Annotated in this window: 26 protein-coding genes; 18 read left to right on the top strand and 8 right to left on the bottom strand. The window is 61.0% G+C overall.

The window, feature by feature from the left end; genetic code table 11:
- Positions 1 to 702 precede the first annotated feature (702 nt).
- Positions 703 to 1,734, top strand: coding sequence for a putative zinc-binding metallopeptidase (locus AB1555_10765; protein ID MEW6247178.1), 1,032 nt, complete (start codon positions 703 to 705; stop codon positions 1,732 to 1,734).
- Positions 1,731 to 2,753 carry an ATP-grasp domain-containing protein gene (locus AB1555_10770; GenBank protein MEW6247179.1) on the top strand — a complete coding sequence of 341 codons (1,023 nt, stop codon included), beginning with the start codon at positions 1,731 to 1,733 and terminating at the stop codon, positions 2,751 to 2,753. The genes AB1555_10765 and AB1555_10770 overlap by 4 nt, the downstream gene beginning before the upstream one ends.
- Before the next feature lie 237 nt (positions 2,754 to 2,990).
- Here AB1555_10770 and AB1555_10775 read toward each other — a convergent pair whose 3' ends face one another.
- On the bottom strand, positions 2,991 to 3,545 hold the full coding sequence (locus AB1555_10775; GenBank protein ID MEW6247180.1) for a hypothetical protein: 555 nt from the start codon (positions 3,543 to 3,545) through the stop codon (positions 2,991 to 2,993).
- Positions 3,546 to 3,687: 142 nt separating this feature from the next.
- On the opposite strand from AB1555_10775, the gene AB1555_10780 reads away from it, so the two are divergent.
- Positions 3,688 to 3,912, top strand: coding sequence for a hypothetical protein (locus AB1555_10780; protein MEW6247181.1), 225 nt, complete (start codon positions 3,688 to 3,690; stop codon positions 3,910 to 3,912).
- 33 nt (positions 3,913 to 3,945) lie between these two features.
- On the opposite strand, the gene AB1555_10785 is transcribed toward AB1555_10780, so the two are convergent.
- On the bottom strand, positions 3,946 to 4,551 hold the full coding sequence (locus AB1555_10785; protein ID MEW6247182.1) for a 2,3-bisphosphoglycerate-dependent phosphoglycerate mutase: 606 nt from the start codon (positions 4,549 to 4,551) through the stop codon (positions 3,946 to 3,948).
- Between the two features lie 383 nt (positions 4,552 to 4,934).
- Between AB1555_10785 and AB1555_10790 the strand changes: the two genes are divergently transcribed.
- Positions 4,935 to 5,726 (top strand): hypothetical protein, encoded by a 792-nt coding sequence (locus AB1555_10790; protein ID MEW6247183.1) that lies wholly within the window; start codon positions 4,935 to 4,937, stop codon positions 5,724 to 5,726.
- A gap of 25 nt (positions 5,727 to 5,751) precedes the next feature.
- Here AB1555_10790 and AB1555_10795 read toward each other — a convergent pair whose 3' ends face one another.
- Positions 5,752 to 6,375 carry a DUF2628 domain-containing protein gene (locus AB1555_10795; GenBank protein MEW6247184.1) on the bottom strand — a complete coding sequence of 208 codons (624 nt, stop codon included), beginning with the start codon at positions 6,373 to 6,375 and terminating at the stop codon, positions 5,752 to 5,754.
- A gap of 158 nt (positions 6,376 to 6,533) precedes the next feature.
- On the opposite strand from AB1555_10795, the gene AB1555_10800 reads away from it, so the two are divergent.
- From AB1555_10800 to AB1555_10845, 10 genes are all read left to right on the top strand, one after another.
- The gene (locus tag AB1555_10800) at positions 6,534 to 7,727 is read left to right on the top strand and encodes an acetylornithine transaminase (protein MEW6247185.1); all 1,194 of its coding nucleotides are present in this window, start codon (positions 6,534 to 6,536) and stop codon (positions 7,725 to 7,727) included.
- Between the two features lie 22 nt (positions 7,728 to 7,749).
- A complete protein-coding gene (argF, locus tag AB1555_10805) occupies positions 7,750 to 8,754 on the top strand; it encodes an ornithine carbamoyltransferase (protein ID MEW6247186.1) in 1,005 nt (334 codons plus the stop codon).
- Positions 8,755 to 8,765: 11 nt separating this feature from the next.
- Positions 8,766 to 9,980, top strand: a complete 1,215-nt coding sequence (locus tag AB1555_10810) for an argininosuccinate synthase (protein ID MEW6247187.1) — start codon at positions 8,766 to 8,768, stop codon at positions 9,978 to 9,980.
- A 41-nt stretch (positions 9,981 to 10,021) separates the two neighbouring features.
- Entirely contained in the window at positions 10,022 to 11,482 is a 1,461-nt protein-coding gene (argH, locus tag AB1555_10815) for an argininosuccinate lyase (GenBank protein MEW6247188.1), read from the top strand.
- Positions 11,479 to 11,847: a hypothetical protein gene (locus AB1555_10820; GenBank protein MEW6247189.1), complete on the top strand. Its 369-nt coding sequence runs from the start codon at positions 11,479 to 11,481 to the stop codon at positions 11,845 to 11,847. The genes argH and AB1555_10820 overlap by 4 nt, the downstream gene beginning before the upstream one ends.
- A gap of 103 nt (positions 11,848 to 11,950) precedes the next feature.
- A complete protein-coding gene (locus AB1555_10825) occupies positions 11,951 to 13,846 on the top strand; it encodes a cobalamin-dependent protein (GenBank protein ID MEW6247190.1) in 1,896 nt (631 codons plus the stop codon).
- Complete coding sequence (gene lysA, locus AB1555_10830; GenBank protein ID MEW6247191.1) at positions 13,839 to 15,101, top strand: diaminopimelate decarboxylase; 1,263 nt, start codon at positions 13,839 to 13,841, stop codon at positions 15,099 to 15,101. The genes AB1555_10825 and lysA overlap by 8 nt, the downstream gene beginning before the upstream one ends.
- Positions 15,102 to 15,134: 33 nt before the next feature.
- Entirely contained in the window at positions 15,135 to 16,007 is an 873-nt protein-coding gene (gene dapA / locus AB1555_10835) for a 4-hydroxy-tetrahydrodipicolinate synthase (protein MEW6247192.1), read from the top strand.
- Between the two features lie 101 nt (positions 16,008 to 16,108).
- Positions 16,109 to 16,912 (top strand): 4-hydroxy-tetrahydrodipicolinate reductase, encoded by an 804-nt coding sequence (gene dapB / locus AB1555_10840; GenBank protein ID MEW6247193.1) that lies wholly within the window; start codon positions 16,109 to 16,111, stop codon positions 16,910 to 16,912.
- A gap of 866 nt (positions 16,913 to 17,778) precedes the next feature.
- The gene (locus tag AB1555_10845) at positions 17,779 to 17,910 is read left to right on the top strand and encodes a YHS domain-containing protein (protein MEW6247194.1); all 132 of its coding nucleotides are present in this window, start codon (positions 17,779 to 17,781) and stop codon (positions 17,908 to 17,910) included.
- On the opposite strand, the gene AB1555_10850 is transcribed toward AB1555_10845, so the two are convergent.
- On the bottom strand, positions 17,907 to 18,218 hold the full coding sequence (locus AB1555_10850; GenBank protein MEW6247195.1) for a hypothetical protein: 312 nt from the start codon (positions 18,216 to 18,218) through the stop codon (positions 17,907 to 17,909). The genes AB1555_10845 and AB1555_10850 overlap by 4 nt on opposite strands.
- A 212-nt stretch (positions 18,219 to 18,430) precedes the next feature.
- Here AB1555_10850 and fsa point away from each other — a divergent pair, with 212 nt between their 5' ends.
- A complete protein-coding gene (fsa, locus tag AB1555_10855; GenBank protein MEW6247196.1) occupies positions 18,431 to 19,078 on the top strand; it encodes a fructose-6-phosphate aldolase in 648 nt (215 codons plus the stop codon).
- Positions 19,079 to 19,099: 21 nt separating this feature from the next.
- Here fsa and AB1555_10860 read toward each other — a convergent pair whose 3' ends face one another.
- Positions 19,100 to 19,906: a uracil-DNA glycosylase gene (locus AB1555_10860; protein ID MEW6247197.1), complete on the bottom strand. Its 807-nt coding sequence runs from the start codon at positions 19,904 to 19,906 to the stop codon at positions 19,100 to 19,102.
- On the opposite strand from AB1555_10860, the gene AB1555_10865 reads away from it, so the two are divergent.
- The 3 genes from AB1555_10865 to AB1555_10875 are packed head-to-tail and all read left to right on the top strand — an operon-like array spanning position 19,905 to position 25,013.
- Positions 19,905 to 21,020, top strand: a complete 1,116-nt coding sequence (locus tag AB1555_10865; protein ID MEW6247198.1) for a lytic transglycosylase domain-containing protein — start codon at positions 19,905 to 19,907, stop codon at positions 21,018 to 21,020. The genes AB1555_10860 and AB1555_10865 overlap by 2 nt on opposite strands.
- Before the next feature lie 11 nt (positions 21,021 to 21,031).
- Positions 21,032 to 22,369, top strand: a complete 1,338-nt coding sequence (locus AB1555_10870; GenBank protein ID MEW6247199.1) for a glycerate kinase — start codon at positions 21,032 to 21,034, stop codon at positions 22,367 to 22,369.
- Complete coding sequence (locus AB1555_10875) at positions 22,350 to 25,013, top strand: PEP/pyruvate-binding domain-containing protein (protein ID MEW6247200.1); 2,664 nt, start codon at positions 22,350 to 22,352, stop codon at positions 25,011 to 25,013. Before AB1555_10870 ends, AB1555_10875 begins: the two co-directional genes overlap by 20 nt.
- Before the next feature lie 105 nt (positions 25,014 to 25,118).
- Here the strand turns inward: AB1555_10875 and AB1555_10880 are convergent, their stop codons facing one another.
- The 3 genes from AB1555_10880 to AB1555_10890 are packed head-to-tail and all read right to left on the bottom strand — an operon-like array spanning position 25,119 to position 26,753.
- Positions 25,119 to 25,709: a chlorite dismutase family protein gene (locus AB1555_10880; GenBank protein MEW6247201.1), complete on the bottom strand. Its 591-nt coding sequence runs from the start codon at positions 25,707 to 25,709 to the stop codon at positions 25,119 to 25,121.
- Positions 25,706 to 25,909 carry a hypothetical protein gene (locus AB1555_10885; GenBank protein MEW6247202.1) on the bottom strand — a complete coding sequence of 68 codons (204 nt, stop codon included), beginning with the start codon at positions 25,907 to 25,909 and terminating at the stop codon, positions 25,706 to 25,708. Before AB1555_10885 ends, AB1555_10880 begins: the two co-directional genes overlap by 4 nt.
- Positions 25,910 to 25,922: 13 nt before the next feature.
- Entirely contained in the window at positions 25,923 to 26,753 is an 831-nt protein-coding gene (locus AB1555_10890) for a hypothetical protein (GenBank protein MEW6247203.1), read from the bottom strand.
- Positions 26,754 to 26,772 lie beyond the last annotated feature (19 nt).

Below are 26,772 nucleotides of genomic sequence, written 5' to 3' on the forward strand. Positions count from 1 at the left end.
GGGAAGCGGTTCGAGATGTACAACGACACCGTGCTGGGCTTCAACAAGTCGGGCAAGGAGGTCGTGCGGCAGCAGGTGGAGGAGCCGATCTACATCCGCCCGGCCGAGCGCGTGAACTGGCTGTAACCACGGCGCGCAGCTGATCCCATCGAAGGGCCGGGGGCTCGACGAGCCCCCCGGCCCTTCCTGTTTTTATCTCCTTTCTGCCGGTTCCTCTTCCGATCCGTTTTCACCGCCCCCGCCTGCCGGTTCCGAGATCCCATACGGCCATCTTCGAGTCCAGAAGAACATCGCGCGTGAGCAACGATTCACAGGCGCCCAGGTCGGCGCCACCCGCATTCCATGCCGCAGGGTAAGCCGAAGGCTCATGGAGACTGCATTGCCATGCTGCAGGACGACCCGAGGGCTCATGAGGAGTGGTGGAAATTCAACGTCTTAACCTCGTCCTGTCTTCCATAATCCAAAAGCCTGGCGCAGAATAAGGATGAGGAGAACACACGCCTGTACAAAGCGGGGATGGGTCATTCAAGTGCTATATTTTGAAGGGCTTGTCTGTGCCGGACAAACGGGGTCTGGCGGAGCCCTGCGTGTGCGAAGGACTTGGAAGCTGATGCGGCGAAATGCCGAGCACCCGGGGGCGGCGATTGTCGCGAAGACCGGACGAGGTCATACGTGACGCAGGGTGGCACGGACGAGGCCGGAATCCTCTCCAGCGCAGCCGATGATCAGCCTTGGGCGGCTTGGCCGGACGACAAGCTCCTGAATCTGAAACTGTGCGATCTGCAGTTGGGTCTCGAGGGGGGATTTCTCTCTGAACAGATTGCGCGGCTGTATGCCGAGCTTGAATCCAGACGATTGGTCTTCAGACCGCACTTTTGGCTGTCCGACGAGTGGTTCACCCCGGACGGAGTCTCCGGGATCGCCATTCCGTTCTATCTGGCGCATCCACGCCTCGCTCGGCTCGAACTCAGCCAAATGCTGGAGGTGGAAGGGGGCACTGCCGAGTGGTGCATGCGCATCCTGCGCCACGAGACGGGACATGCCATCGAAAATGCCCACCTGCTTCGCCGGCGCCGGCGGCGGCGGCAGTTGTTCGGGAAGTCGTCGCAGCCCTATCCCGATTATTACACGCCTAAGCCGTATAGCCGCAGCTTTGTGCTGCATCTGGACATTTGGTATGCGCAAAGCCATCCGGACGAGGACTTCGCGGAGACCTTCGCCGTTTGGCTGGATCCGGATTCAATGTGGCGTGAACGCTACCGCGGCTGGCCGGCGCTCAAGAAGCTCGAATACATGGATCAGCTCATGCGGGAGCTGGCTGATGTCCCGCCGAAGGTGTCATCCACGCAGGAGATCGATCCTCTCTCGAGTCTCAGCAAGACCCTGCGAGAGCATTACGAACAGAAGCGCGAGCGCTACGGCGTGGAACGCCCGAATTTTTACGATGCCGATCTCCGCCGGCTGTTCTCCGACGCGCCTGCTTTCGCCGGTAACAAGACCGCGGCCGCCTTTCTCAGCCGAATCCGCAAGGAAGTCCGCCGCAAGGTCGCCGGCTGGACGGGGGAATATCAATACACCATCGATCAGGTGCTCGAGAGCATGATCGTCCGTTGTCGCGAATTAAATCTGCGGCTTGCTGTTCCGGAAGACCAGGCGAAGCTCGACTTCACGGTGCTGTTGACAGTGCAAACGATGAACTATCTCCACAGCGGTCGTCACCGGGTGGCGTTATGAGAAAACTCCGTGTCCTGGTCCTGATGCACGAGGACCTCGTTCCTCCAGAACACACCAACGGGCATGATCTGAAGACGGTGGAATGGAAAACCGAGTACGACGTGGTCTCGACGCTCAGGAAGATGGGCCACGAAGTCCGTCCCCTAGGCGTGAAGAGCGACCTGGGCGTCATCCGGAGCGCCGTCGAGGAGTGGAGACCGCACATCGCCTTCAATCTGCTCGAGGAATTCGACGGCGTGGCGGTGTATGACCAGAACGTCGTGTCCTACCTCGAGCTGCTCCGTGTTCCGTACACTGGCTGCAATCCGCGCGGGCTGATGCTGGCGCGCGACAAAGCGCTGTCGAAGAAAGTCCTGTCGTTTCACCGGATTCCATTTCCCGAGTTCATCGTCGTTCCCTTGGGCCGTTCGGTGAAGCGGCCGAAATGGCTCTCATTCCCTCTGATCGTCAAGTCGGTCTCCGAGGAGGCGTCGCTCGGGATTTCGCAGGCTTCCATCGTCGAAGACGACGAGAAGCTGCGGGAGCGCGTGGCGTTCATTCATAACAGCGTCGGCACGGGCGCCATCGTCGAGCGGTACATCGAGGGGCGGGAACTTTACGTCGGCGTGCTGGGGAATTCCCACCTGCAGGTGCTGCCGGTGTGGGAGCTGCTGATGGACAAGATGCCGGACGAGTCCCGCCGCATCGCGACCGAGCGGGTGAAGTGGAGTCGGAAATACCAAGAGAAGTACGGCATCCGGTCGTGCGAAGCCAAGACCCTTCCGGAGGGAATGACGGAGCAGATCCAGCATCTGGCCAAACGGGTCTATCGCGCTCTCGGACTGAGCGGCTATGCACGGATCGATCTCCGGCTTGACGCGGAGGGTCGCGTGTACGTCCTGGAAGCCAATCCGAATCCGCAAATCGCCGAAGACGAAGACTTCGCCGAGTCCGCACAGCGGGCTAACCTCTCCTATAGCGATCTGCTTCAAGATGTCCTGAACATCGGGCTGCGCTGGCGACCTGCCCGCGTCGCCTAGCATTACTGCGGCGGCGAGCCCTTTCTTCGACTCTTCAACCAGAAAACCGGCTGCGCAAGAGGCCGGAGAAGACACCCGCGTCTTCGTCTGACTCCACTTCAAAGCTGAGGCATCGCGATGCGCCGCGCGCCCTTTGGGATGCCTGGATTAAAAAACAGGGCGGCTCTTTACGTGATGAAGAAGGCCCGGCTTCCGAGCGCAGACCGTGGGGCTACCGACGCAACAGATTCCGACCGACTAAGGCCCGAACCGGATTCCGAACATCACGGCCACGCTGGTATTGTCGTTTGGGACCGGGGGGGAGAGGGTAATGTGATGCAGGTTGACCATCAGAGTCGTGGCCAGCGCAATGTTTCTGGTGGCCTGGTATTCGGCGGAGAGGCCGAGCGGAATGAAGTGGCTGGTATCGTTGCGGTCGATGTGGTTCGGACCGGCTCCACGATCCAGATCCGCGTGCACTAAACCGATTCCTGCAAACGGCACGAGGTTGATGCCGTTGTTGAGTCGCAAATGGTATTTGGCCACTCCGGCGAAAGCGATCTGCGTCAGATCTCCGGTCGGCGCCAACAACATCATAGGACCGAAGGAGAACGAACGATCCAAATAATAGTCAAGATTAAATCCGAGCGCGAAGACCGTCCCATCGGTTGTCCCGCTCCAAAAACCGAGGTCCGTGCCGAATCCCCAGCGATTCTCATCCGCTCGTGCGAGGTCGGGCATCGGCGAAGCCAGGACGGCCACCACCATGCTTGAGAGCACAACCTTGCTCAACTTGTCACACACTCCGCTCATTCCATTCTCCTCTTGCAGAACGACAGCCGCGCGGACTCTATCATAGCGATCTCTGCGGGACAAGCTTCCGCCGACTTCCCGACGTGTCGAGCCGGCCGGAGAGCGGTGTGATCCTCAATCGGTCTCGAAACACGCCGCCACGATGTTTTCCCAAGCGAGTCCGGCTCAGACCGCCGAAGCGCGCCGCCGCGACGATGATCGGATTGTTGGAGTAAGCGGAAGCGTTCAGGCGGTCGCGACGCAGGCGGCCGAAACGCTCGAAGCCGAAGCGGCCGAGCGTCCCGAGGACAACGCGAACGTCATCCCTCTGATACCGGAGGTGATCCCGGTCGAGATGCTCGACAAGGTGCTCTGGTGGTTCCGATAGCCGGGATGCGCACCGGAGGCTGAGCAACCTGCGCTAGAGATACCGATGCGCCGTGGCCGTTCCCTCAGGGCCGAATTCGTAAAGTAAGGGAGCGCCGGTGGGAATGTTCAGCTCAAGCACTTGATCCGGCGTCAGACGATCGAGGTGCATCACCAGGGCGCGCAGGCTGTTGCCGTGGGCGGCGATCAGGATGGTTTCCCCAGCGAGAACGTGGGGTTCAATACGGGATTTGTAATAGGGCAGCACGCGCTCCGCCGTGTCCTTGAGACTTTCTCCTCCCGGCGGACGAATGTCGTAACTTCGGCGCCACAGCTTAACCTGGTGCTCACCGTATTTCTGCGCTGTTTCCGCCTTGTTAAGTCCCTGCAAGTCGCCGTACATGCGTTCATTCAAGGCCTGGTCCTTTTCGATCGGAATGTGGGACTGTCCGATGACTTCCAGAACGATTCGGAGAGTCTCGATCGCTCTGGTCAACACCGACGTAAAGGCTCGGTCAAAGCGATAACCGATCAGTTTCTTGCCCGCCTCCCGCGCTTCTTCTTCACCCTTCGCCGACAGAGGGACGTCTACCCAGCCCGTGAACCGGTTTTCTAGATTCCATTGCGATTCGCCGTGACGCAGCAACACCAGCCGACCCATTGCTACTTCTCCCGATTCTTAAAAAGTCTCCATGAGCCTTTGGCCGCGACCCATTGCAAATGAAAGACACTGGGTCCCCCGGCAACGGGTACCCGGCAGCATGAACATAAGCGAACAGCTCAGAGCTATTCCCGCTCTCTACTCGCTCTTTTCTAAAGACGATACGTTTCTCAGACTTGCCACAGGATACGCAATCGCCGCTCCAAGTCAAGCCTCGGACTTCGACAAACGCATCCTCTGGGGCTCCTTGCAATCACTCCGTGCAGTCAGTACCATGCCGCCTGTTGCCGCGGCTCTTCTTCTTATACGGGCAATGGGTGATGGCCTCTGTTCCGGATCCACGAGCTCAATCTGGGCAGGAACTCGAGCGCTGGTGGATCGAAATGGCGCGGCGCCTCGGCGTCGGCGAACGGGCGGAGTATTTCTTTAAGCACGCGCTCGGCCCGGGTCGATTGTTGGAGCGGATCGGGCGGGTGGGAGGAAACATCGACTATCTGTTGTTCGTCTTGATCCGGTATTGGATTCCGCCCGTGCTCCCACCGCCCGGCCGTGAGCGCATGTCGAAAAACGATCAAGATTATTGGCTGGAATCCGAGCAAATCCTCAAACGCGCGGTCGAACGTTTGAGGGAATTGAAGCCCTTGATCGAATTGCTGACGGCCCCGAATCCGCTCACAGCCGCCGCCGACTCCAGCAAAATGCCCCAGAGCACAACTCCGGTGGTGGAAGTGGAACTCGCCCGGATGCTGGAAGGGATCGCCGAAGTGGCGGGCAGCTACGGCGGGCCTGATTACACGTCGGTCGTCAAGAATTTCGATCCGATTCCGCTTCGGCAGACCCAACCGTTCAAACACAATAAAAAGAACAGCGCGGAACTGTGGGTGGTCTTTCTGCTGCGGGAACATTTCAAGACGCTGGGCTTAGGCAAGGATCGCTACTGGCCGCTCGTGGCCGAGGTCTGTGCGGCCGCCGACATCTCCCAGCCGAGCGGCCAATCGTACGGAGCGGAGGAACTCAAATCCTGGTGGCAAAAGAACTGGCCGCGGACCTACACGCAACTGGAACAGAAAGAGGCCGCGGCCGAACCGGGGGGAGCCGCATACAGGCACGATTTCGAGTGGTTTCAGGCCTGGATCACCTGGCAACGCACGCGCGCCCCACTGGCTCCGGCATAGTCACCGGAGAAGTCCGAACATGGTCTCAGGCGCTCGTCCGGGTGGGCGCCGGCTGTGTTCGGGGAGGAGCGGGGCCACCGTGATCGGGCGGCCCCTCTTGCAGAAGGGCGATGAGGAGCGCCACCTTCAAGGCGAATAACCCGACTCCGACCCACACCACGTAGGGTTGAACCCCTCCGGAATCGTTCAAGATCCGGTCCCTGCTGAGAACGTCCAGGCTCCGTTGCGCTCCGATCTTTGCCAACTGCTCCTTGATGTGCCAGTAATAGATGTAGTTCGCGCTGGCTCCCGCCATGATCCGCCAGACGAAATCCGCCGACAGATCCTGCGTGAAGTAAAACGCCACGACCGGCCCGACCGCATAGACCAGCGCGTACAGATACATCTTGCGGTACAGGAACCAAAGGAAGGGCTCAAAGAGAAACGCCGGCCAATTCCACGTGAAGGCGAAGCGGGGTCCGGACGCGGTCGAAAATTTCTTGAACGTCTCCAGATACCGATCGGCATTGGGTCCGATGAATTTCCGCCAGAGCTGCGCTTCATCCCAGACAGGTTCGGTCGGCTGGGCGGAGGAGAACGCGGTCCCGCATTGCTGACAAAAGCGTGCGTCGTCTGGATTGACCTGTTGACAGGTTTCACAGGATTTCATGGGCTGAGCTTATCACATTCTCGGGGCTTCACTCACACGCCGTGTAGATGAAATTTCTCAATGATCAGAAAGAGATAGAAGATTCAGTCGCCGAGTTTGATATTGCTTTCACTCTATCGGTGTGTTAGTGTCCCTAAATTCATGCAGGGTGGCGCGCGATGCCGACCGAGGAGCTCAAGCAAGACGCGGAACGTTATCTGATGCCGACCTACGCACGACAGCCAATTTCGATCGTGCGTGGTCGGGGGAGCCGCGTCTATGACATGGAAGGGAGAGAGTACATCGATTTTGTCGCCGGAATCGCGGTGAATGTCTTAGGCCATGCCCATCCGGATTTGACGCTGGCCATCCAAAAGCAGGCCCAACATCTCCTTCACGCTTCCAACCTCTATTACACCGAGCCGCAGATAAGATTGGCCCAGGCGTTGGTCGACCATTCATTCGCCGACAAGGTGTTTTTCTGCAACAGCGGTGCGGAGGCGAACGAAGCCGCGATCAAGTTGGCCAGGCGCTATTCATTCGAGAAGTACGGGCCTGGTCGGCATGACATCATCACGATGCGGAATTCATTCCATGGCCGGACTCTCGCGACCCTAACGGCGACCGGTCAGGAAAAAGTGCAGAAGGGCTTCGCCCCGCTCGTTCCAGGGTTCAGCTATGCGACGTTCAACGACCTGGCGGAGGTGGAACGAGCCATCACCGCCAAGACAGCCGCGGTGATGCTGGAACCGATCCAGGCCGAAGGCGGAGTCCAAGTCGCAGATCGCACCTATTTAAAGGGACTACGGGAGTTGTGCCGGCAACGGGACGTCCTGTTGATTTTCGACGAGGTCCAGACCGGCATGGGCCGCACAGGCACCCTCTTTGCGTACGAACAATTCGGTGTCGAGCCGGACATCATGACCCTCGCCAAGGGACTGGGCGGCGGCGTCCCGATCGGGGCCTGCCTCGCGACCGGCCGAGTAGCGGAGGTCTTCACCCCGGGGACCCATGCGTCCACATTCGGCGGCAATCCGCTGGCTTGCGCCGCCGGGTTGGCCGTGCTGCGGGTCCTGCTGGAAGGGCGGATCCTGGACCACGCCCGCCGGATGGGAGATTATCTGGCCAAGGGCTTGGCGGAATGCAAAGATCGGCACCGTATGGTGAGAGACGTGCGCGGCCTCGGCTTGCTGCAAGGAATGGAGCTGGCGATCGACGGCCAGCAGATTGTGACGGACTGTCTGGCTCGCGGACTCTTGATCAACTGCACGATGGAACGGGTCTTACGTTTCATTCCACCCCTCATCATCACCCAGCGCGAGATTGATCGCTTGTTGGACGCGCTGTCGCAGGTACTCAACAAACGAGCGTAACGAACCGCGCGAGGAGGTCGCCATGGCAGGACGTCCTGTCAGCGTGACTGGCCGACAGCCTGGCCAAGGGCTCGGAAAAGACTTGCTGCATGTCGGCCTTATCCCCAGGCAGGACATCGACGCCTTGCTGCGCCTGTCCATCGGATTGAAGCGCGCCCACCGACGCGGCGGAACCCCTCGGCTGCTGGCCGGCAAGATGCTCGGGCTCTTGTTTCAAAAGCCGTCGACGCGGACGCGCGTATCGTTCGAAGCCGGCATGAATCAACTGGGAGGGCAGGCGATCGTCCTCCCGATGGCCGACATCCAACTTTCGCGCGGGGAAAGCATCGCCGACACGGCGCGGGTGCTGTCGCGGTACCTGGACGGCTTGGTGATCCGGACCTACGACCACGTAACCGTCGAAGAGTGGGCCAGAGAGGCGACGATTCCGGTCATCAACGGGTTGACCGATCTGAGCCATCCCTGCCAAGCGCTCTCCGACCTCTTGACGATTCGCGAAAAAAAGGGCCGCCTCAGAGGGATCAAGATCGCGTATGTCGGCGACGGCAACAACGTGGCCAATTCCCTCATCGAGGCGGCGGCCAAAATGGGCATGGCGATCGCCCTCGGCTGTCCTGCCGGCTATCAGCCGGATCAACATATAGTCGATGTCGCCCGGGTCGAAGCGCAGCAGACCGGCGGCGTCATCGAGATCAGCGAAGATCCCGTCGTGGCGGTCAAGGAAGCCGATGTGGTCTATACCGACGTCTGGATCAGTATGGGCCGTGAGCGGGAACAGGCCCGTCGCCTGAAAGCCTTGGCTCCCTACCAACTGAACGAGCGGCTCTTGCGGCGCGCAAAGCCCGATGCCATCGTGATGCATTGTCTGCCGGCGCACCGCGGCGAAGAAATCACGGCCGACGTCCTGGATGGTCCGCGATCGGTCGTCTTGGATCAGGCCGAGAACCGCCTGCACATGCAAAAGGCCATCCTGGTCACGTGGCTGTCGAATCGGGGAGCCACGCGTCGAGGTCGCAGGCAGGCATAGAGGAAGGACCCATGGCGCGGAGCGCGGTCAAGAAAGTGGTGCTGGCTTATTCGGGCGGGCTGGACACGTCCGTCATCCTGAAATGGCTGCAAGAAACGTACGGTTGCTCGGTGGTGGCGTTCTGCGCCGATCTCGGGCAAGGGGAAGATCTCAAGGCGATCAAGGCGAAGGCGCAGATCTTGGGCGTTTCGAAAGTTTATGTCGAAGATCTCCGCGAGGTCTTCGTGAAAGACCACATCTTCCCGATGCTGCGGGCGAACGCCGTCTACGAAGGAAGCTACCTTCTGGGAACCTCGATCGCCAGGCCGCTGATCGCCCGGCGCCAGATCGAAATCGCGCGGAAGGAAGGGGCCGACGCCGTGTCGCACGGCGCGACGGGGAAGGGGAACGATCAGGTCCGATTTGAACTGACTTACCTGGCGCTCGACCCGAAGATCAAAATCATTGCACCCTGGCGCGAGTGGGCGTTTCGTTCGCGACGGGAGCTCATCGAGTATGCGCAGACGCACGGCATTCCGGTGACGGCGACCAAGGCCAAGCCCTATAGCCTGGACCTGAATTTGTTCCACGTCAGTTACGAAGGTGGGATCTTGGAAGATCCGTGGGAGGCGCCGCCGGAAGAAATCTTCCAGATGACCGTCTCGCCAGAAAAGGCACCGGACAAACCCAGAGAAATCGAGATCGACTACGAACAGGGTGACCCGGTCGCGGTGGACGGGAAGCGCATGAGCCCGGCAACGCTGCTGGCGCATCTCAATCGTCTCGGCGGAGCCCACGGGGTGGGCCGGGTGGACATGGTCGAAAACCGCTACGTAGGCATGAAGTCTCGCGGCGTCTACGAAACACCGGGCGGGACGATCCTGCATGTCGCGCATCGGGGGATCGAGTCGCTGACGATGGACCGTGAGGTCTTGCATCTTCGCGACAGCTTGATTTCTCGTTACGCCGAACTGATTTATTATGGATACTGGTACAGCCCCGAACGGGAGATGTTGCAGCGGGCGATCGACGAGGCTCAACAGGACGTCACCGGCACGGTCCGGGTGAAATTGTATAAAGGCGGTTGCACAGTCGTCGGCCGCAAATCGCCCAGGTCGCTCTATCGGTTGGATTTGGCGACGTTCGAAGAAGATGAAGCGTACCGACAGAAGGACGCGGAAGGATTCATCCGGTTGAATGCGCTGCGGCTCGCCATCCGTGCGCAACGGAAGAAACAGAAGGCGTAGTTCGTGAAGCGCATCGCGTGAAGTGTGTGGGAAGAGAACCTATGAGCCCAAAGAAACAACTGGCCGTTCAGAAAGGGAAGAAGACGGCTGCCGGCCATTCCCCCGGGACGCTTCACGCTTCACGCGATACGGCCAAACTCTGGGCGGGGCGGTTTCGCGACCGTACCGATCGGCTGGTGGAGGCGTTCACGTCTTCGCTCGCCTTCGACCGGCGGCTTTACGCGCACGACATCCGGGGCAGTATCGCCCATTGCAAGACGTTGGAGCGGGCGGGTGTGTTGACCTCTCGCGAGACGGCCGAAATGATCCGCGGGCTGGAGGTCGTGAAGGCGGAGCTGGATCAAGGACGCTTCCCCTTTGTCCCCGAGGACGAGGATATTCACATGGCCATCGAGCGCCGGCTGACGGAGTTGATCGGACCCTTGGGAGGGAAACTGCATACCGGCCGCAGCAGAAACGACCAGGTGGCGCTGGACATTCGGTTGTATCTGCGCGATGCGCTCAAGATAGTGACCGGGCGGCTTGAAGAATTGGAGCGCGCGCTCCTGGCTCAGGCGCGGGCGCACCTCGATGTGATCATGCCGGGCTATACGCACCTCCAGCGCGCCCAGCCGGTGTTGCTGGCCCATCACCTGCTGGCCTATGTCGAGATGTTGGAGCGCGACAAAGGGCGGGTGAAAGATGCCCTGTCCCGGCTGAACGTGATGCCGCTCGGTTCGGGGGCGTTGGCCGGCACGAACTATCCGGTCGATCGCCAGTACACCGCGCGCCTCCTGGGTTTTACGACCGTGACGGAGAACAGCCTCGATGCCGTCTCCGACCGGGACTTCGCCGTCGAGGTGGCGGCCGCGCTTTCGCTGATCATGATGCACCTGTCCCGGTTGAGTGAAGAACTGATTCTGTGGACCTCTCAGGAGTTCCAATTCGTGGACCTGCCCGATACCTTCTGCACGGGCAGCAGCATGATGCCGCAGAAGAAAAACCCCGATGTGCCGGAGCTTGTCAGGGGGAAAACCGGCCGAGTGTACGGCCATCTCCTCGCGCTGTTAACGACCCTCAAAGGACTGCCGCTGAGTTACAATCGTGATCTTCAGGAGGATAAGGAAGCGCTTTTCGATGCGCTGGACACCGTGTCGGCCTCTCTCGAAGTCTATGCGGAACTGCTCAAAGGGCTGAAGGTCAACCGCGAGGTGCTGGAGCGCGCGGTGGCCTCAGGTGCCATGCTGGCCACGGAGTTGGCGGATTACCTCGTCTCGAAGGGCGTCCCGTTCCGGGAGGCTCATGCCGTCACGGGCCGGATCGTGCGGTTCTGCCTCGATCAGGAGAGGGACTTGGGGGATCTGACGCTGAACGAGATCCGGTCGTTCTCCGAGCGGTTTGACAAAGACGTGATGGACGTGCTCACGGTGGAGGGCGCAGTCGAGCGCAAGGCCCAGATCGGCGGCACGGCGCGCAAGCGAGTCGAGGCGAGGATCAAGGCCTTGGAAAAAGAACTCGCATGATCGGGTCGACATCCTACGGGCTTGACGTCGGCATGTCGCCCAAGGGGCGTGCGGCTTGCCCTCTGGTCGGGTCGTCGGTCGGCCGCTCGATGGGATTCGTTGGGCGACCTGACAGGCAACGGCCAAAACCGGTTGTCCTGTTCGTGATGATGTTGGCGATCGGTGCGATCTCCGTCGGATGCGGCGTCATCGGCGCTCCCATCGCACCGGAAGATGTGGGCATCGCCCCACGGCTGGAGAAAGAGCGGGAACAAGACGCCAAGGAGCGTGAACAGGCCGCCCAACGGCAGGAGGCCGGACCAGGCGCCGTCGAGCCGCCGTCCGAGCCGGAGCTGCCGCCGTTGAGGCCGGTCGGGACGAGATAGCGGGCATGAGCTTGTTCGTGTGAGAAAGATGGGCGGCAACCGGGCGGCACAGTTTAGCCTGGTTGGCAATGGGCACTGCATCACAAATCAGGAGGAAAAACCAATGGAGCTGATCCGACCCGCGAGGGCGACGACGAAGACGAGGACCCTCTTGTTGGTTGATCCCTATCCCAGAAACAACCCCTATCATTTGACGGCCTCGGAGCGGCGGGCGGTGTGGTTCCCGAAGTTGAGCCTACCGGTGATCGCGGCCTATACGCCGGAGAGCTGGCATGTCGATCTGATCGATGAGGCGGTGCGGGACATCGCTTTCGAGCATCCGTGCGATCTGGTGGGTCTGTCGGTGATGACCTGTTATGCGCCGCGGGCCTACGAGATCGCCGCAGAGTTCCGGAAACGCGGCAAGAAAGTGGTACTGGGCGGGGTGCATCCGACCTACTGTCCGGATGAAGCGCTCCAACACTGTGATGCGATCGTCTGCGGAGAGGCGGAGGATCTCTGGCCTGAGCTGATCGCCGATTTCGAAGCCGGCGCGATGAAGCGCATGTATAAGATGGAAAAGTTTCCTGCGCTTGAACACTATAAAAGCCCGCGCGTGGAGCTGCTAAGTCCGGACGCCTACATGACCAGGCAATGTAGTTTCACGACGCGGGGGTGCCATTTCGATTGCGAGTTTTGCAGCGTGTCCCCATTCAACGGAAAGACGACCCGGCGTCGGCCGGTCCAGGAAGTCGTGAAAGAACTGACACAGATCAAGCAATGGATCCGCAGCGAACTGGTCGACCGGATACGGAACGATTCCCTCTGGCAAGCGTTCCTGACCGGTCTGCGTATTCGGCTGGGCATCGAGGACGGGACGATATTCGCGTTCGTGGACGACCTGCACAACAGCAACCGCGCCTACTGCCGCGAACTGTGGACGGCGCTCAAGCCGCTGAACATCAAATGGGGATGTCAGTCGACGTTGTTCCTGGGCGACGATGAAGAGATGGTCAAGCTCGCGGCGGAGAGCGGTTGCGTGTCAGTCTTCGTGGGGATGGAGTCGCTGGATGAAGACTGCTTGGAGGAGACCAACAAGCCGTTCAACCGTGTGGAGAAGTTCTCGCAGGAGATCAAGATGTTTCACGACTACGGGATTATGGTGAATCCCGGCATCGTGTTCGGCTTCGACAACGACGACGAATCGGTGTTCGAACGGGCTGTGGAATTTCTCGTGAAGAACCGGGTGGAACTCGCCTACTTCAACGTGCTCACCCCGCTTCCGGGCACGGCGTTGTACGAGCGGTACAATCGGGAAGGCCGCATCTTCGACCGGGATTGGGCGAAGTACGACGGCAAACACGTCGTCTTCTATCCGAGCCGCATGACGCCCGAGCAGCTGCAAGAGGGTTTCTATTGGGCGAATCACCAATTTTATTCGTTCCCGTCGATTTGGTACCGCTTGATGGGAACGCAGCAGCGATTTGTCGCTCGTCTGGAAATGAACCGGGAATTCCGCAAGCTGATCAAGCGGGCGTGTCCCCGGGGCACCCTCTCACCGGTGGCCCAAGTCCTGAAGAATCTCCAGGCCAAACTGCCGGCGATCGATCGCGAGCATCTGATCCCCAACGCGCTGCACGCGATCAAGCAGCGGTTTGATGCGACCACGGCACCGGCCCAGGAACTCTGGTTGAACATCAAAGCCAAACGGCACGACCGATTCGCTGCCTTGGTCGTGGAACTGGAAGGTACGCTCGACCGGCTGAATGCGCAGGAACTGCTCAAGCGGATCAAGGAAGCGGCGGAGAAGGCCAGGCTTGACATCATTATCAACTTCGAACATTTGAAGCACGCGACCCCGGACGCGCTGCGGGCGCTGTTGGACGGCGAGGCGTTGAAAGCCGTCATGCCCTATGCCAAGGTCCGCTATCGGAAGTTCAAAGCCGCCTTCGAAGCGTCGCTCCATGGACTCTCGGTCCACGGGCTCGACATGTTGAGCGAGGACTTCCAAGATGCATGATTTTCAGTACCGACAGGGCGAACTCTACTGCGAAGATGTCCCGATCGGCCGCATCGCCAAGGAAGTCGGCACGCCGTGCTACGTGTACAGCCATGCCACGCTGGTGAGGCATTTTCGGGCGTACGACGGCGCGTTCCAGAACATTCCCCACATCGTCGCCTATGCCATGAAGGCCAATTCCAATCTGGCGATCCTGCGCCTGATGGCCCGCGAGGGCAGCGGCGTGGACATCGTGTCGGGCGGCGAGTTGTACCGCGCCTTGCAGGCCGGCGTGCCGGCTTCAAAGATCGTGTTCGCCGGGGTCGGGAAGAGCCGAGAGGAAATCCGCGATGCGCTCAAGTCGGATATTCTCATGTTTAACGTGGAGTCCTCGGCCGAGCTCCATGCGATCGACGAGGTCGCAGCCGAGATGGGCGCTCGGGCACGGGTGGCGCTGCGGATCAATCCGGACATCGATCCCAAGACGCATCCCTATATTTCGACCGGGTTGAAGAAAAGCAAATTCGGGATCAGCGCGGACCGCGCGCTCGATGAGTTTAAGCTGGCGTCATCGCTCAAGCACATCGAGGTCGTCGGGGTCCACAAGCATATCGGCTCCCAGCTCACCGATGTGACGCCGTTCGTCGATGCGCTCCGGAAGGTGCTCGGATTGGTCGAGGCCCTCAAAGCGCAGGGGATCGGAATCCGGTACGTTAACATCGGCGGCGGGCTCGGCATTACGTACGCCGACGAATCACCGCCAAGGCCTCAGGATCTGGCGGACGCCATCTCGCCGCTGGTGCGGGATCTCAAATGCGTGTTGATCATGGAACCGGGCCGCGTCATCGTGGGGAACGCCGGCGTGCTCGTCACGAAAGTGCTCTACACTAAAGAGGGCGAGGCCAAACGGTTCGTGATCGTGGACGCGGCGATGAACGATCTCATCCGCCCGAGCTTGTACGGCGCGTACCACGATATCCGTCCAGTTCGGGAGGCGGCCGCGCACGGAGAACGTAAGACCGTCGATGTGGTCGGCCCGGTCTGCGAGTCGGGCGACTTTCTGGCGAAAGATCGGGCGATGCCCGAAACGAAACCGGGCGAGCTGCTGGCGGTCATGAGCGCGGGCGCCTACGGATTCGTGATGTCGTCCAATTACAACTCCAGGCCGCGGGCGCCGGAAGTCCTGGTCAAGGGTGGAGAGATGCATGTCATCCGCGCGCGGGAAACCTGCGCAGATCTCGTGCGCGGCGAAACCATTCCCGATTTCCTCAGGTAACGACGGGTCACCCTTTTGCATGAGGGACAGAGTATGTTTACCGGCTCACTAGTCGCCATCGTCACGCCCTTCAAGAACGGGCGGGTGGATGAACGGTCATTGGGCGACTTCATTGAATGGCAGATCGCCAACGGCACCGACGGGATCGTGCCGTGCGGCACGACCGGGGAATCGGCCACGCTCTCGCATGATGAACACGAACGGGTCATCGCTTTCACCGTCGAGGTGGTCAAGCGCCGGGTCCCGGTGATCGCCGGGACCGGCTCCAACTGCACCGATGAAGCCATTTCCTTGACCCAGCATGCGAAACGCGTCGGGGCGGACGGCGCTCTGCTGATCACCCCCTACTACAACAAACCGACTCAGGAAGGGCTGTTCCGCCACTTCAAGGCCGTAGCCGAAGCCGCGGATATCCCGATTGTGCTCTACAACATTCCGGGGCGGACCGGAGTCAACATGCTGCCGGCGACGGTGGCCCGTTTGACTTCCGTGCAGAACATCGTGGCGATCAAAGAAGGAAGCGGGTCGGTCCAACAGGCGTCGGACATCGTCCAGATGTGCGGAGACCGGATCACCGTGTTGTCCGGCGATGATCCGCTGACCTTGCCTATGATGGCGGTCGGAGCCAAGGGCGTCATCACGGTCACGGCGAACATCGCGCCGGTGGACATGGCCTACCTGGTCGATGCCTTTGCGGAAGGGCGGGTGGAGGAAGCGCGGCGGCTGCACTTTAAACTGTCCCCTTTGTTCGCCGCTCTGTTCCTGGAGACGAATCCGATCCCCGTCAAAGCGGCCCTCAGTATGATGGGGAAAATCGAGGAAGAGCTTCGTCTTCCCCTTTGCCCGATCGGGCAGGAGAATCGGGACAAGTTGGCGCGGGTGATGAAAGACTACGGACTGATTTAGTAGCTTTCAGTGGTCAGCTCCCCGCCGTCGGCTTCGGAACGCCGGTTTTCCCGTGCCTGTCGCTGAAGGCGCACCGCTTTCATGCTTCTTTCGAGGTCCAGGTGATTAAAGTCATCGTTGCCGGCGCAGCCGGACGCATGGGTTCCAGGCTCGTTGCGCTGATCAAGGACTCGGCCGCCTTGACGTTGACCGGAGCGGTCGAAAGCAAGGGCCACGTCTCGATCGGCGAGGACGCCGGAGAAAACGCCGGGTGCGGCAAGACGGGCGTCCTGATCGCCGACGACCTGTCCACGCTCCTGGATCGTGGCGAAGTGGTCATCGATTTCTCCACTCCTCAGTCCTCACTCGCCCACCTGCGCACGGTGGCCCAGCATCGCCGGGCGATGGTCATCGGCACGACCGGCTTTTCGCCTCAAGAACTGGACGAACTCAAAAGTTTGGCGCGCCAAGTGCCTTGCGTGTTTTCGCCGAACATGAGCGTGGGCGTCAATGTGATCTTCAAAGTGATCGCCGAGATGGCCAAGACGCTCGGCGAGGAGTACGACCTCGAAGTGATCGAGGCGCATCACCGTTTGAAGAAGGATGCGCCGAGCGGTACGGCGCTGAAGATGGCGGAGGTGCTCGCCAGGGCAGTGAACCGTGACTTGGCCCAGGTCGGCGTCTACGCTCGGAAAGGGTTGATCGGGGAGCGCAAGCGTGGGGAAATCGGCATTCAGACAATCCGGGCAGGCGACATCGTCGGCGATCACACCGTGCTCTTCGGCGGCATAGGCGAGCGCATCGAGGTCGTCCACCGGGTGCAGAGTCGCGACACATTCGCCCGCGGGGCCCTTCGTGCGGCACGGTGGGTCGTGAAACAGCCTCCCGGACTCTACGACATGCAGGATGTCTTGGGGCTCAAGTAGAGGAGCGTCTTGATGCTACTACTGGCAGGAGGCGGGAAGGTCCGGACTGCTGACAGTGGCGCCGCAGGCGTGACACTGGACCGTGCTCTGCCCGCGTGTGAAACTAATAAGCCGGTAGCATGACGGGCAACAGAGTAACGCGGTAAGGGGAACGGTCGAAATTCGATGAACAGTCGGTTTCATTGGATTTTCAGAGAACGGGCCTATCCTGTCTTCGGGCATCCGCTTCGCTTCTCGGCCCGCGCAGACTTCCAGGCGCAGTCTTCCGCCCGACCGATACCCGCCCCTGAACCCCGACAGGCCATGCGTCGGTGACAGGACAGGCCACTCCCTCAGCCTGTCTGATCGCGCATGAGAGGACGTGATCGTTTTGCACAGTGCGGAATTAATGTCGCGCTGTCAACGGTCGCGGCTCAGGATCGATGGCTTTTCGCCGACCGCAATTCAAGCAGGCAAAGACGGTGATCGCTAGTCCTGCGTCAAGGTCCACCGCCCGTTCCGGCAACATTGTCCCGCGGCATTTGTCGCAAGTCTGCATGTTGCGACTCTAACATTGACCTGTGCCAATGACTATCCTCCTGAAGTACTGGATTCTCTGTGCAAAGGCCCCTCGTTCAGGTGGACAATCGGCCCATGTACGCTAGGCGGCCAGAAGGGCGGTAACAGACTCACTGCGCTCGCTCCTTGACAGGGTATCAAGCCTCCCATAGGATTGGTGGAGACCTCTGCCGGTAACCACAATGTATAGGCTATTGTTAATTGCGGGGCTCCTGATCCTTTTGTATTTTCTTCTTCGAAGCGTGATCAGAGAGCTGACAGGGAGGAGAGATACAGGCGGCGGGCCGCTGATGGAAGACCGCAACAAGATGGTGCAGGATCCGGTCTGTAAAGTCTTTGTCCCGAGGGGAACGGCGGTGACTGCAGAGATTGGAGGCCAGACCTACTTTTTCTGCAGCCGCGACTGCGCGCAGACCTTTCAAAAGCAGTTATCCGGTTAGCAACCGGAATAACTGTAATCGGTGAGTTTCTCTTCCTTATCAAACTTCAGCGTGATCTGACATTCATTCGGAGAGAAATTGAACAGCGGCGGACCGGATTTGCCGCCGGCGATACGGTAGTAGGTCCAGGTCTCGCCCCCAAAGAAGCGCGGCGCCCTGCCGTCCGGCGCCCCCCAATTTTTCTCGAACCATGCCTTGTCCTTCCCTTGCAACTCGGCAGGTTTCAACGAGGCCTCAAGGTAGGGGTTCCGCCCGCAGGCGGTGAACAGCAGCGCCATAAGCACAACGCAGACTGATCGCCGTTTCATGATTCCTCCTCAGGCGAGATCCGTTCAACGGTTCGGCATCCTAAGAGAAAGGACGGATGTACGCGAAGAAAATTGTAACCCCCGCACCCATACCTGTCAAACAACCGTACCTGGCGGGAAAGGGAATTGCATTGTCCTTGAGATGTTCCTACAATCACTCAAAGGAGAGACGACGACCGTGACGGAGGCCTCCAGCATGAAAGGAAAGGACCATGCACATCTATCTTGATACCGCGAGCGTGAAGGAGATTCAAGAAGCGGCGAGCCTCGGCCTGCTGGACGGGGTGACGACGAACCCGTCTCTCGTGGCGAAGGAAGGCCGGAGCTTCAAAGACGTGTTGTTGGAAATTTGCAGCATCGTGGATGGACCGATCAGCGCCGAAGTAGTCAGTGTCGAAGCGGACGCGATGGTGAAAGAGGGGCGCGAGCTGGCCAAAATCCACAAGAACATCGTAGTGAAATGTCCGCTGATCCCCGAAGGCTTGAGGGCGACAAAACGGCTGGCGGCGGAGGGTATTCGTGTGAACGTCACGCTTTGTTTTTCGCCGACCCAGGCCCTTCTCGCGGCCAAGGCGGGGGCTTGGTGCGTGTCCCCGTTCATCGGTCGGCTGGACGATGTCAGCTCAAACGGCATGGAGCTCATTCGCCAGATCGTGACAATCTTCCGCAACTACGCCTTCCCAACCAAAGTCCTGGTCGCCAGCGTCAGGCATCCGCAGCACGTCGTGGAGGCGGCGTTGGCCGGCGGGGATATCTGCACCATGCCCTTCGCGGTCTTTCAACAACTGGTGAAGCATCCGCTCACGGATGTCGGGCTCAAGAAATTTCTGGCCGATTGGGAGGCGCGGGGCAGGAGATAACCGGACTCGTCGGCGCCGCGCTCATTGGCGTTCCAGCCGTCTTCGGGCTTGCCGAAAGACGGAGTGAAACATCCTCCGTGTCAGTTTCCCGGTGAAGGTGTTTTGCTGGCTGGGATGATACGACCCGATCAGCGTCACGCCCCACGGGAGGAGGTACGACAATCCGTGACCGAATGGAGGGATCGACGGAGGGATCGTGCGGCCCAGGTCTCGGCAGGCTTTCAGGTAGTGGTCGAAGGCGACCCTCCCCAGCACGATCACGACGCGCACCCGCGCGAGCAGGCGTAACTCCTCGAGCACATAAGGCCGGCAGTTTTCAAATTCCTCCGGCAAGGGTTTGTTGCCGGGCGGAGCGCACCGGACCGTCGCGCCGATGTAACAATCGCGAAGGCGAAGCCCGTCATCCCGATGGGTCGAGGTCGGCTGATTGGCGAAGCCGAACTTGTACAGCGCCTCATAAAGCCAGTCACCGCTGCGGTCGCCGGTAAAGACTCGGCCCGTTCGATTGCCTCCGTGGGCGGCCGGCGCCAGTCCCAACACATAGAGACGGGCGTCGGGATCACCGAAGCCTGGGACAGGGCGGCCCCAGTAGGTCCAGTCGCGGAACTGGCGTCGCTTGGCTTGGGCGATCGCTTCACGATAGGCGACCAGCCGAGGGCAGCGGGAGCACTGAACGATCCGTTCGTTTAAGAGATCCAGCGCGCGCATGGGGCGCGAGTGTAGCATGAATTGGAAAGGGCGTTCATTCTTGCCCGTCCCATGACTTGCTGCTAGCATGGGCCGGAATACCGACAGGCGAATCAATCCGGGAAGGATCTTTTCCAGCATGCGGCTGCACCTCACAGCCTTGCCGGTCTTCGCAACGGCCTTGATGTCCGGCCTCCTGTTCATGTCCGTCGGGGCCGAACAGGAACCGGCAGCCGCGACCGTGACGTTGAAGTCTTCCAAGAACATGGCCGACGCTTTTCCCTCCGCCGGTCACGACCGGCAACAGGAGGCGCAAAGCGTTGCCGACCCCGACCGCGATTCTCCATCCGAAGGAGCCTCGGAGGAGCTTTCCGATGCGGAAGATCGCCTCGTCATCCTGCCGGAAATCAAGCGGGAAGGCGAACGGTTTTTCCTGAGTTCGTTCAAGCTCCCGGAGAAGCTGACCTTCGCAGGTCAACCGGTGCCGCTGGACAACTGGCAGGTCCGCGAGCGCATCGAGTACGAGTTCTATCAGTTCCTCGAGGATCAGGGCGAGAGCATCATCCTGGCCAAGCGCATGGGCCGATGTTTCCCGCCGGTGGAAAAGCAGTTGGCCGAGGCGGGCTTGCCGGACGATCTGAAGTACATGCTGCTCGTGGAGAGCAAGTGCATCGCCGCCGCCTATTCCCGCGCGAAGGCGTCCGGCCCCTGGCAATTCATCGGATCGACCGGCAAACGATACAAACTACACAGCAACAAGTTCTTGGACCAGCGGCGCAATCTCGAGATGTCGACGGAGGCCGCCATCAAGTACCTCCGCTACCTGAAGGATTTCCAGCAAGGCGACTGGTTTCTGGCGATGGCCTCCTACAATGCGGGGGAAGACCGCATCAGGAAATTGCTCAAAGAGCAAAAGGTGAACGATTACTGGAAGCTCCATGGCCCGCGCGAAACCATGCGCTACGTGCCGCGGATCATCGCGGCGAAGGAGATCTACTCCCAACCGGAGAAATATCTCGGGCTGACGAAAAAGGATTTGTACGCGCCGTTGGAGACCGAGACGGTGACCGTGACGATCAAAGAAGCGCAACGGCATCTCACCGTCATCGCCGAAGAGTTCGGCACCTATTTCCTCGAGCTGAAGATGCTGAACCCGGAAATCAGAAAAGACTTCCTGCCCAAAGGAACCTATCAGATCAAAGTCCCGCGGCAGACCTGCCCCAACCGCTGCTTCAAACAGGACAAGACACCGTAAGGCCTCGCTTCATGCGCGTCGGTGTGCCGCAGCCTCGAATCCGCGCGCTCCTTCGGCGGATGTGCGCGGCTGCGCTCTCGGCGGTGGACCCGGCCGAGGCGGTCCGCCGCCATGTGAGACGGAAAGGGGCGACACTCCGGGTCGGTCGACGGACCTACGACCTCCGGCGCGATACCCGTATCCTTGCGGTCGGAGCCGGCAAGGCGTCCGCAAGGATGGCTTGGGCGCTGGAACGAATTCTGGGCGATCGTCTGGACACCGGCCTGGTGGTTGTGAAATACGGCCTTGCGGTCCCCACCAGAAAGATCGAGGTTGTGGAAGCCGGCCACCCGGTTCCCGATCGGGCCGGTGAGCGGGCCGCTTCAAAGCTCCGGGCGCTCGTCGGCGGCCTTGCATCGAACGACCTGCTCATCGTGCTCCTTTCCGGCGGCGCCTCCAGCCTGCTGCCGGCGCCGGTCTCCGGCCTGAGCCTCGCCGATAAGCAAAAGACATCGCAGTTGCTGCTCAAGAGCGGCGCGACCATTCAAGAGATCAACACGGTCAGAAAACACCTCTCTGCGATCAAAGGGGGGCAACTGGCAGCCGAGACGCAGGCGCGGGTGGTCAGTCTGATCCTGTCCGATGTGATCGGCGACGATCCGGCCTCCATCGGCTCAGGCCCGACGGCGCCAGATCCGACTACATACGCCGAGGCCTGCGCCATCTTGCGGCGCTACGGGATCTGGAAGTCGGTGCCGGCTCCGGTCAGAAGGCACCTTGTCGCGGGGACGGAAGGTCGGGTTGCGGAGACGCCGAAGCCAGGCGCCTCGATCTTTCATCGCGTGCAGAATCTCCTCATCGGCAACAATCGCGCCGCCGTGGAGGCGGCTGCGGCCGCGGCGAAAACCGCCGGGATTGCTCCGGTGATTCTGACGACGACGCTGACCGGCGAGGCGCGGGAAGCGGCGAAAGTCTTCGGAGCCATCGCGCGGGAGATCGTGGCGGATGACAGGCCCGTTCGACGCCCCTGCTGTCTGATCGCCGGAGGAGAACTGACGGTCACCGTTCGGGGAAGCGGGCAGGGTGGACGAGCCCAAGAGTTCGCGCTGGCCGCGGCGTTGGAGATCGCCGGATTGCCCAAGGTGTGGGTTGCAGGCTTCGCCACGGACGGCACCGATGGGCCGACCGAGGTGGCCGGAGCAGTAGCGGATGGTGAGACGGCCAGGCGCGCGGCGCGATCGGGGCTGGATGCGGCGCGCGCGCTGCGCGACAATGATGCCTATCCGTTTTTCCAAAAACTGAGAAGCCACATTGTCACCGGCCCGACCGGCACGAACGTGAACGACTTGTATGTCCTCGTTTCCGTGTAATCCCGTCCTCTTGCCTTTGGAGGCCTGTGAAGACCGCGCGCTGGCCGGTGGAAAGGCGGCCGGATTACGCCGCCTGATCCTTCACGGCTTCCGCGTTCCGTCCGGAATCTGCCTGACGACGGCGCTGTACGAAGAAGCGCTTGAACGGACGGGGATTCATCTTCGCGATCAGTGGCGCACGCTCCAAACCCTATCCGACCGCGACCGCCCGGCCATGTTGGCCGCCTGCCGGCAAGCGATCGAGCAGCCGATCCTGCTGCAGCCGATCTTCGAGCGGCTGGCTGCGTCGCTGGACGCGCTGGAAAGGAACAAGCCGGCCGGCGCGGGACGGCTCTGGGCAGTACGGTCGTCGGCCTCGAGCGAGGATGCGGCGGAGAGATCGTTCGCCGGCGTCTATCGAACGACGCTTGGTGTGACCCGGGATGCGATCCCGGCCGCTGTGGTCTCCTGCTGGGCTTCCCTGTGGACCGAGACGGCCTTCGCCTACTCCCGCCGCTGGGGAGTGGAAACGGACCCGCCGAAGATGGCGGTGATCATTCAGCCGCTTCTCTCTCCCATCGCCTCCGGCGTGGCGTTCTCCCAGGATGTGGCGACGGGTCGAACGGACCGCGTGGTGGTCAATGCCGTCTTTGGTTTGGCTGACTCGCTCGTGGCCGGTCAGATCGTGCCGGACCACTATGTGATCGTCTGCGACGAATCCAAGCGAACGCCGGCGGCCACCGTGGTGGAGCGTACGATCGCGCAGAAGCCGAGACGGAGAGTGTCCACGGAGACGGGCCTTCATGACGAGCCGGTCGGTGAAGAAGATCGACGCGCGCCGGCCCTTGACGAACTGCAGGCGCTGGAGCTGGCGATCCTCGTCAAACGGGTTGAGCGGGTGTTGGGGCAACCGGTCGATGTCGAGTGGGCGATCGATCATCAGGGAATCTGGCTGCTGCAGGCGAGGTCCCTTCCTCCCGCAGGCACGCCGCCAACCCCGGCATTCGAACCTTGTGAGTGGTCGCGCGCCAATTTCAAGGAGACCATGCCGGAGTTGCCGAGCCCGTTGGGACTTTCCTTCCTGGACCATTTCATGGACCACCAGATCCTCACACATTATCGGGAGGCGGGCTGCAAGATCCCGAAGAGCGCAAAGGCGGTGCGGATCGTGCGAGGGCGTCCCTATATCAACGTGACGTTGTTTCAATCGCTCATGGCGCAACTGGGCGGCGACCCGCGAGATGTCGCCGAACAGATGGGCGGGCATGGCGGCGCGCCGCCGGTCGGCGTCGAACGGCTGCCCTGGTGGACACTCCTATGGGCGGGAGGCCTGTTCATGTGGAAGATGCGGCAGGCCATGCGGCATGCGCCCACCTGGTTTGCCGAGATGAAGCGGATGGCAACCGATCTTCGTGCGGATTCGCTCAAGGGCTTGAGCATAGCGGAACTGCTTGCGCGAATGGACCGGATCGGAACGCGACTGCGGGAACACGACCTGACCTTCGCGATCGTGGCCGGCGTGGGGCAGGCTTTGCGGACCCTCGGGTTCCTCTCGTCTCGGGCGATCGGCGAAGGGTGGCGGGGACTGCTGAACGCGGCGTTGCAGGGACAAGGCACGGTCATCAGCGCCAGGCAGATTCTCTGGCTGGCCGAGCTCGCGGACTGGGCGAGGCAGGAGCGCCCGGCACGGGCGTTTTTTCTCGCCGATCCTTGGACGCCGGTTCGATTCCGGTCCGCCCTGGCCGGCACGCGGTTCATCGAAGAGTTCGACCGATTTTTGGCGGAATTTGGCCACCGGGCTCTCGGCGAGTCCGACGTGGCCACGCCCCGTTTCAGCGAGAACCCGGACTATCTGCTCGGCGTCATCCGGGTGCACCTGCAAGCGACGGGCGGGAAATCGGTCGAGGAGATCCGACGGCAGCAGGAGTCGGCGCGGGAAGCCGCCCTAAGGGAAATCCGTCGACGAATGGGGTGGCGTCTCCACTACTGGATGGCGTTTCGATGGTGGTACCGGCGACTCTGCCGATTCCTCTCCTTGCGCGAGGCGAACCGCCACCATCTGATGTATTTTTCCGCCGCCACGCGGCATCTGGCCTTGGCGCTGGGAGAACAGCTCTCGGCAACCGGCGTACTGGACACCCCACACGACATGTTCTTTCTCGCCGCCGAAGAGATCAGAGCCATCGCGTTGGATCCTTCGCAAGACTGGAAAGGTCTGATCGCCAGACGGCGGGCGGAACGTGCGGAGCATGCGGCGCATCAGGCGCCGGACACGATACGAGACGACAGGCCGGAAAGAAACAGTGCGGAAAGGAGGCAGCCTCCATCGGCAACGGGCCTCACGCTGAGCGGGGTCCCCGTTAGCGCAGGTTATGCGGAAGGACCGGTCTGTGTGCTTCTCTCTCCGGACGATTTCAGGAAAGTCAAACGCGGTGACATCATCGTGGCCCCGGTGATCGACCCCGGCATGGCGCCGGTCTTCAGCCTCGCAGCCGGTCTCGTCGTCGAAATGGGCGGCACGCTGTCCCACGGCGCGATCATCGCCCGCGAATATGGCCTGCCGACGATGGTCAACGTCCCGTATGCGACGAAGTTCCTCACGGACGGCGAGCGCATCGCGGTGGACGCGGGACAAGGCCTCATCCGGCCGCTTGGGCCGTCATAATGTCTCCCCGCCGGTTCCCGTCCTGACCGCTGGTGGTCGCCCTTGCGTCCGGGATCGCCTCGTTTCCCAAGCGGATCAGTCGCCCCAACGCCGGTTGAAGCCGATCTACCTCGTCAGGAAGTCGAGAATTTCATCCAGCGGTCGGACCGTACCCAGCAGCGTCGGATGGCCGAACCGACGGTTGTGGCGGTTCTCCTTGACTTTTTCGAGAGCGATGACGAGGTTATGGAAGTCGTCGAGTTGGGCGGTCTCGAAATACGTAATGAAGTCGAGGTCGTCGAGGCCGCTCGAGTGGTAGAGCTTGCGTTTGACGGTCTGAAGATAGGCCACGGTGGCCTCTGTGTGCTCCTTCATCATCTCGGTCCGCGCCGCCTGGTCCAACTGCCACCACTCCGCATCCTTGCGGATCGGCACGACGATCGCGTAGGGCATCGGCCCCGCGTCGGCCGGAGCTTTCAGCGCCGCTTTCAGGTCGTCGGGAAATCCTGGCACGTAGTTGGCTTTCTTGGTCATCCCGTTGAAGGTGTGCGTGTGACGGAGGTGACGTCCCAGCGGCGTGCTCATGAAATCCAGGAGAAAGTTTTGATTGTCGAGCATCTCGCCGGCATGAAGACGGAGAAAAAAGTCCGCATGATCGGACAGCCCGCGCAGGAGATAGACATCGACGGCGATCTTCTCGCCATGTTTCCGAATCACCTCTTTGACCGCCGCGGCGGCGAAAGCGCGGGTATTTTTTCCAGCTTCCACCAGTCTTCGTCAATGGCGAATACGGTGAATGTGGCATAGACGCCCGGCTCGGTCAGCAGCTTTGCCCGATCGGCGGCCTGGGCCTCCCAGGCAAAGACCGCCCAACACAGGAAACCGATAAGAATTCTCAGTGGGAATAGGCGCAACATCGCCCGTCTCCTTTCAATGATGGTCTTGGAAGGTGAAGCCGGAACCGGCAGGCTCCGGATATTTCGGCACCGGTTGGCCCGCCCAGCCGATCTTTGACGCGAAACCCTTGCCATACCGGTCATAGAGCTGGAAGAACTGATAGGCCTTGCAGTCGGTCAGCACTTCTTTGACTTCTTTCAAATACCGGTCGAACGTGTACTCAAACAATACACCCTGTCCGCCGGTCATGATCACCACGCGCCGCGAAGGGTCGATCGCGGCCTCCTGGTGGAAGACATAGCGATAGTAAGGACTTTCCGGTCCGCCGATGTGCTGAAGGAACTGCGCCCAGGTGGGTGGCTTGTCCATCGAGAGCCGCTCGGCGATGTTGACCCCCTTGATCGGACCGAACGGTTCGAAGAATTCTTTGAACATGCTGTCGGTCCAGTGATGTTCGCCGGAGATGTGATGGATGGCCTCGTCGAAGGGGACGAGCGTGTGGGTCTCCCAGCGAGAGCCGGGCGCCCAGTGGAAGATCACGCCGTTGGTCGGCCCCTTCCACTCGGTGCCGCCGACCTGCTCGACTTGGTGTTCGGTGATCTTGTTCGCCCAGACCCAGAAGACGAAGTCCACAAAGCGGGGATCGTCCGGCGCGATCGTCAACGCGTCGGTGCGAAGCGGGGTTTGAGGGTTGTAGCTGGTACGGACGTCTTTGCAGTGTGCGAGCCACTGGGCATCGGACCAGGCTGCGCCGCTCACCGGAAACGCCGCGGCCTGATCAAGCAGAGCGACCGTTGGGGTAAGCGCCAGGGCAAGCGTCCCGGCGGCAAGACAGAAAGTGACCCGACAGTTCCTTTCTCGCATGGTTCCGACCTCCCAGCGG

The sequence above is a fragment of the Nitrospirota bacterium genome (genome assembly GCA_040755395.1).
In the GTDB taxonomy this organism is placed as follows: Bacteria; Nitrospirota; Nitrospiria; order Nitrospirales; family Nitrospiraceae; genus DATLZU01.

Coding starts and splice junctions, on each gene's coding strand:
- AB1555_10850 (MEW6247195.1), bottom strand. CDS start 18,218: ATGAAACGGCGATCAGTCTGCGTTGTGCTTATGGCGCTGCTGTTCACC.
- AB1555_10795 (MEW6247184.1), bottom strand. CDS start 6,375: ATGAAATCCTGTGAAACCTGTCAACAGGTCAATCCAGACGACGCACGC.
- AB1555_10860 (MEW6247197.1), bottom strand. CDS start 19,906: ATGCTGGAAAAGATCCTTCCCGGATTGATTCGCCTGTCGGTATTCCGG.
- fsa (MEW6247196.1), top strand. CDS start 18,431: ATGCACATCTATCTTGATACCGCGAGCGTGAAGGAGATTCAAGAAGCG.
- AB1555_10770 (MEW6247179.1), top strand. CDS start 1,731: ATGAGAAAACTCCGTGTCCTGGTCCTGATGCACGAGGACCTCGTTCCT.
- AB1555_10785 (MEW6247182.1), bottom strand. CDS start 4,551: ATGGGTCGGCTGGTGTTGCTGCGTCACGGCGAATCGCAATGGAATCTA.
- AB1555_10870 (MEW6247199.1), top strand. CDS start 21,032: ATGCGCGTCGGTGTGCCGCAGCCTCGAATCCGCGCGCTCCTTCGGCGG.
- AB1555_10780 (MEW6247181.1), top strand. CDS start 3,688: ATGTTTTCCCAAGCGAGTCCGGCTCAGACCGCCGAAGCGCGCCGCCGC.
- dapA (MEW6247192.1), top strand. CDS start 15,135: ATGTTTACCGGCTCACTAGTCGCCATCGTCACGCCCTTCAAGAACGGG.
- AB1555_10885 (MEW6247202.1), bottom strand. CDS start 25,909: ATGTTGCGCCTATTCCCACTGAGAATTCTTATCGGTTTCCTGTGTTGG.
- argH (MEW6247188.1), top strand. CDS start 10,022: ATGAGCCCAAAGAAACAACTGGCCGTTCAGAAAGGGAAGAAGACGGCT.
- argF (MEW6247186.1), top strand. CDS start 7,750: ATGGCAGGACGTCCTGTCAGCGTGACTGGCCGACAGCCTGGCCAAGGG.
- AB1555_10820 (MEW6247189.1), top strand. CDS start 11,479: ATGATCGGGTCGACATCCTACGGGCTTGACGTCGGCATGTCGCCCAAG.
- AB1555_10810 (MEW6247187.1), top strand. CDS start 8,766: ATGGCGCGGAGCGCGGTCAAGAAAGTGGTGCTGGCTTATTCGGGCGGG.
- AB1555_10790 (MEW6247183.1), top strand. CDS start 4,935: ATGGCGCGGCGCCTCGGCGTCGGCGAACGGGCGGAGTATTTCTTTAAG.
- AB1555_10825 (MEW6247190.1), top strand. CDS start 11,951: ATGGAGCTGATCCGACCCGCGAGGGCGACGACGAAGACGAGGACCCTC.
- lysA (MEW6247191.1), top strand. CDS start 13,839: ATGCATGATTTTCAGTACCGACAGGGCGAACTCTACTGCGAAGATGTC.
- AB1555_10875 (MEW6247200.1), top strand. CDS start 22,350: ATGTCCTCGTTTCCGTGTAATCCCGTCCTCTTGCCTTTGGAGGCCTGT.
- AB1555_10845 (MEW6247194.1), top strand. CDS start 17,779: ATGGTGCAGGATCCGGTCTGTAAAGTCTTTGTCCCGAGGGGAACGGCG.
- AB1555_10800 (MEW6247185.1), top strand. CDS start 6,534: ATGCCGACCGAGGAGCTCAAGCAAGACGCGGAACGTTATCTGATGCCG.
- AB1555_10890 (MEW6247203.1), bottom strand. CDS start 26,753: ATGCGAGAAAGGAACTGTCGGGTCACTTTCTGTCTTGCCGCCGGGACG.
- AB1555_10775 (MEW6247180.1), bottom strand. CDS start 3,545: ATGAGCGGAGTGTGTGACAAGTTGAGCAAGGTTGTGCTCTCAAGCATG.
- AB1555_10865 (MEW6247198.1), top strand. CDS start 19,905: ATGCGGCTGCACCTCACAGCCTTGCCGGTCTTCGCAACGGCCTTGATG.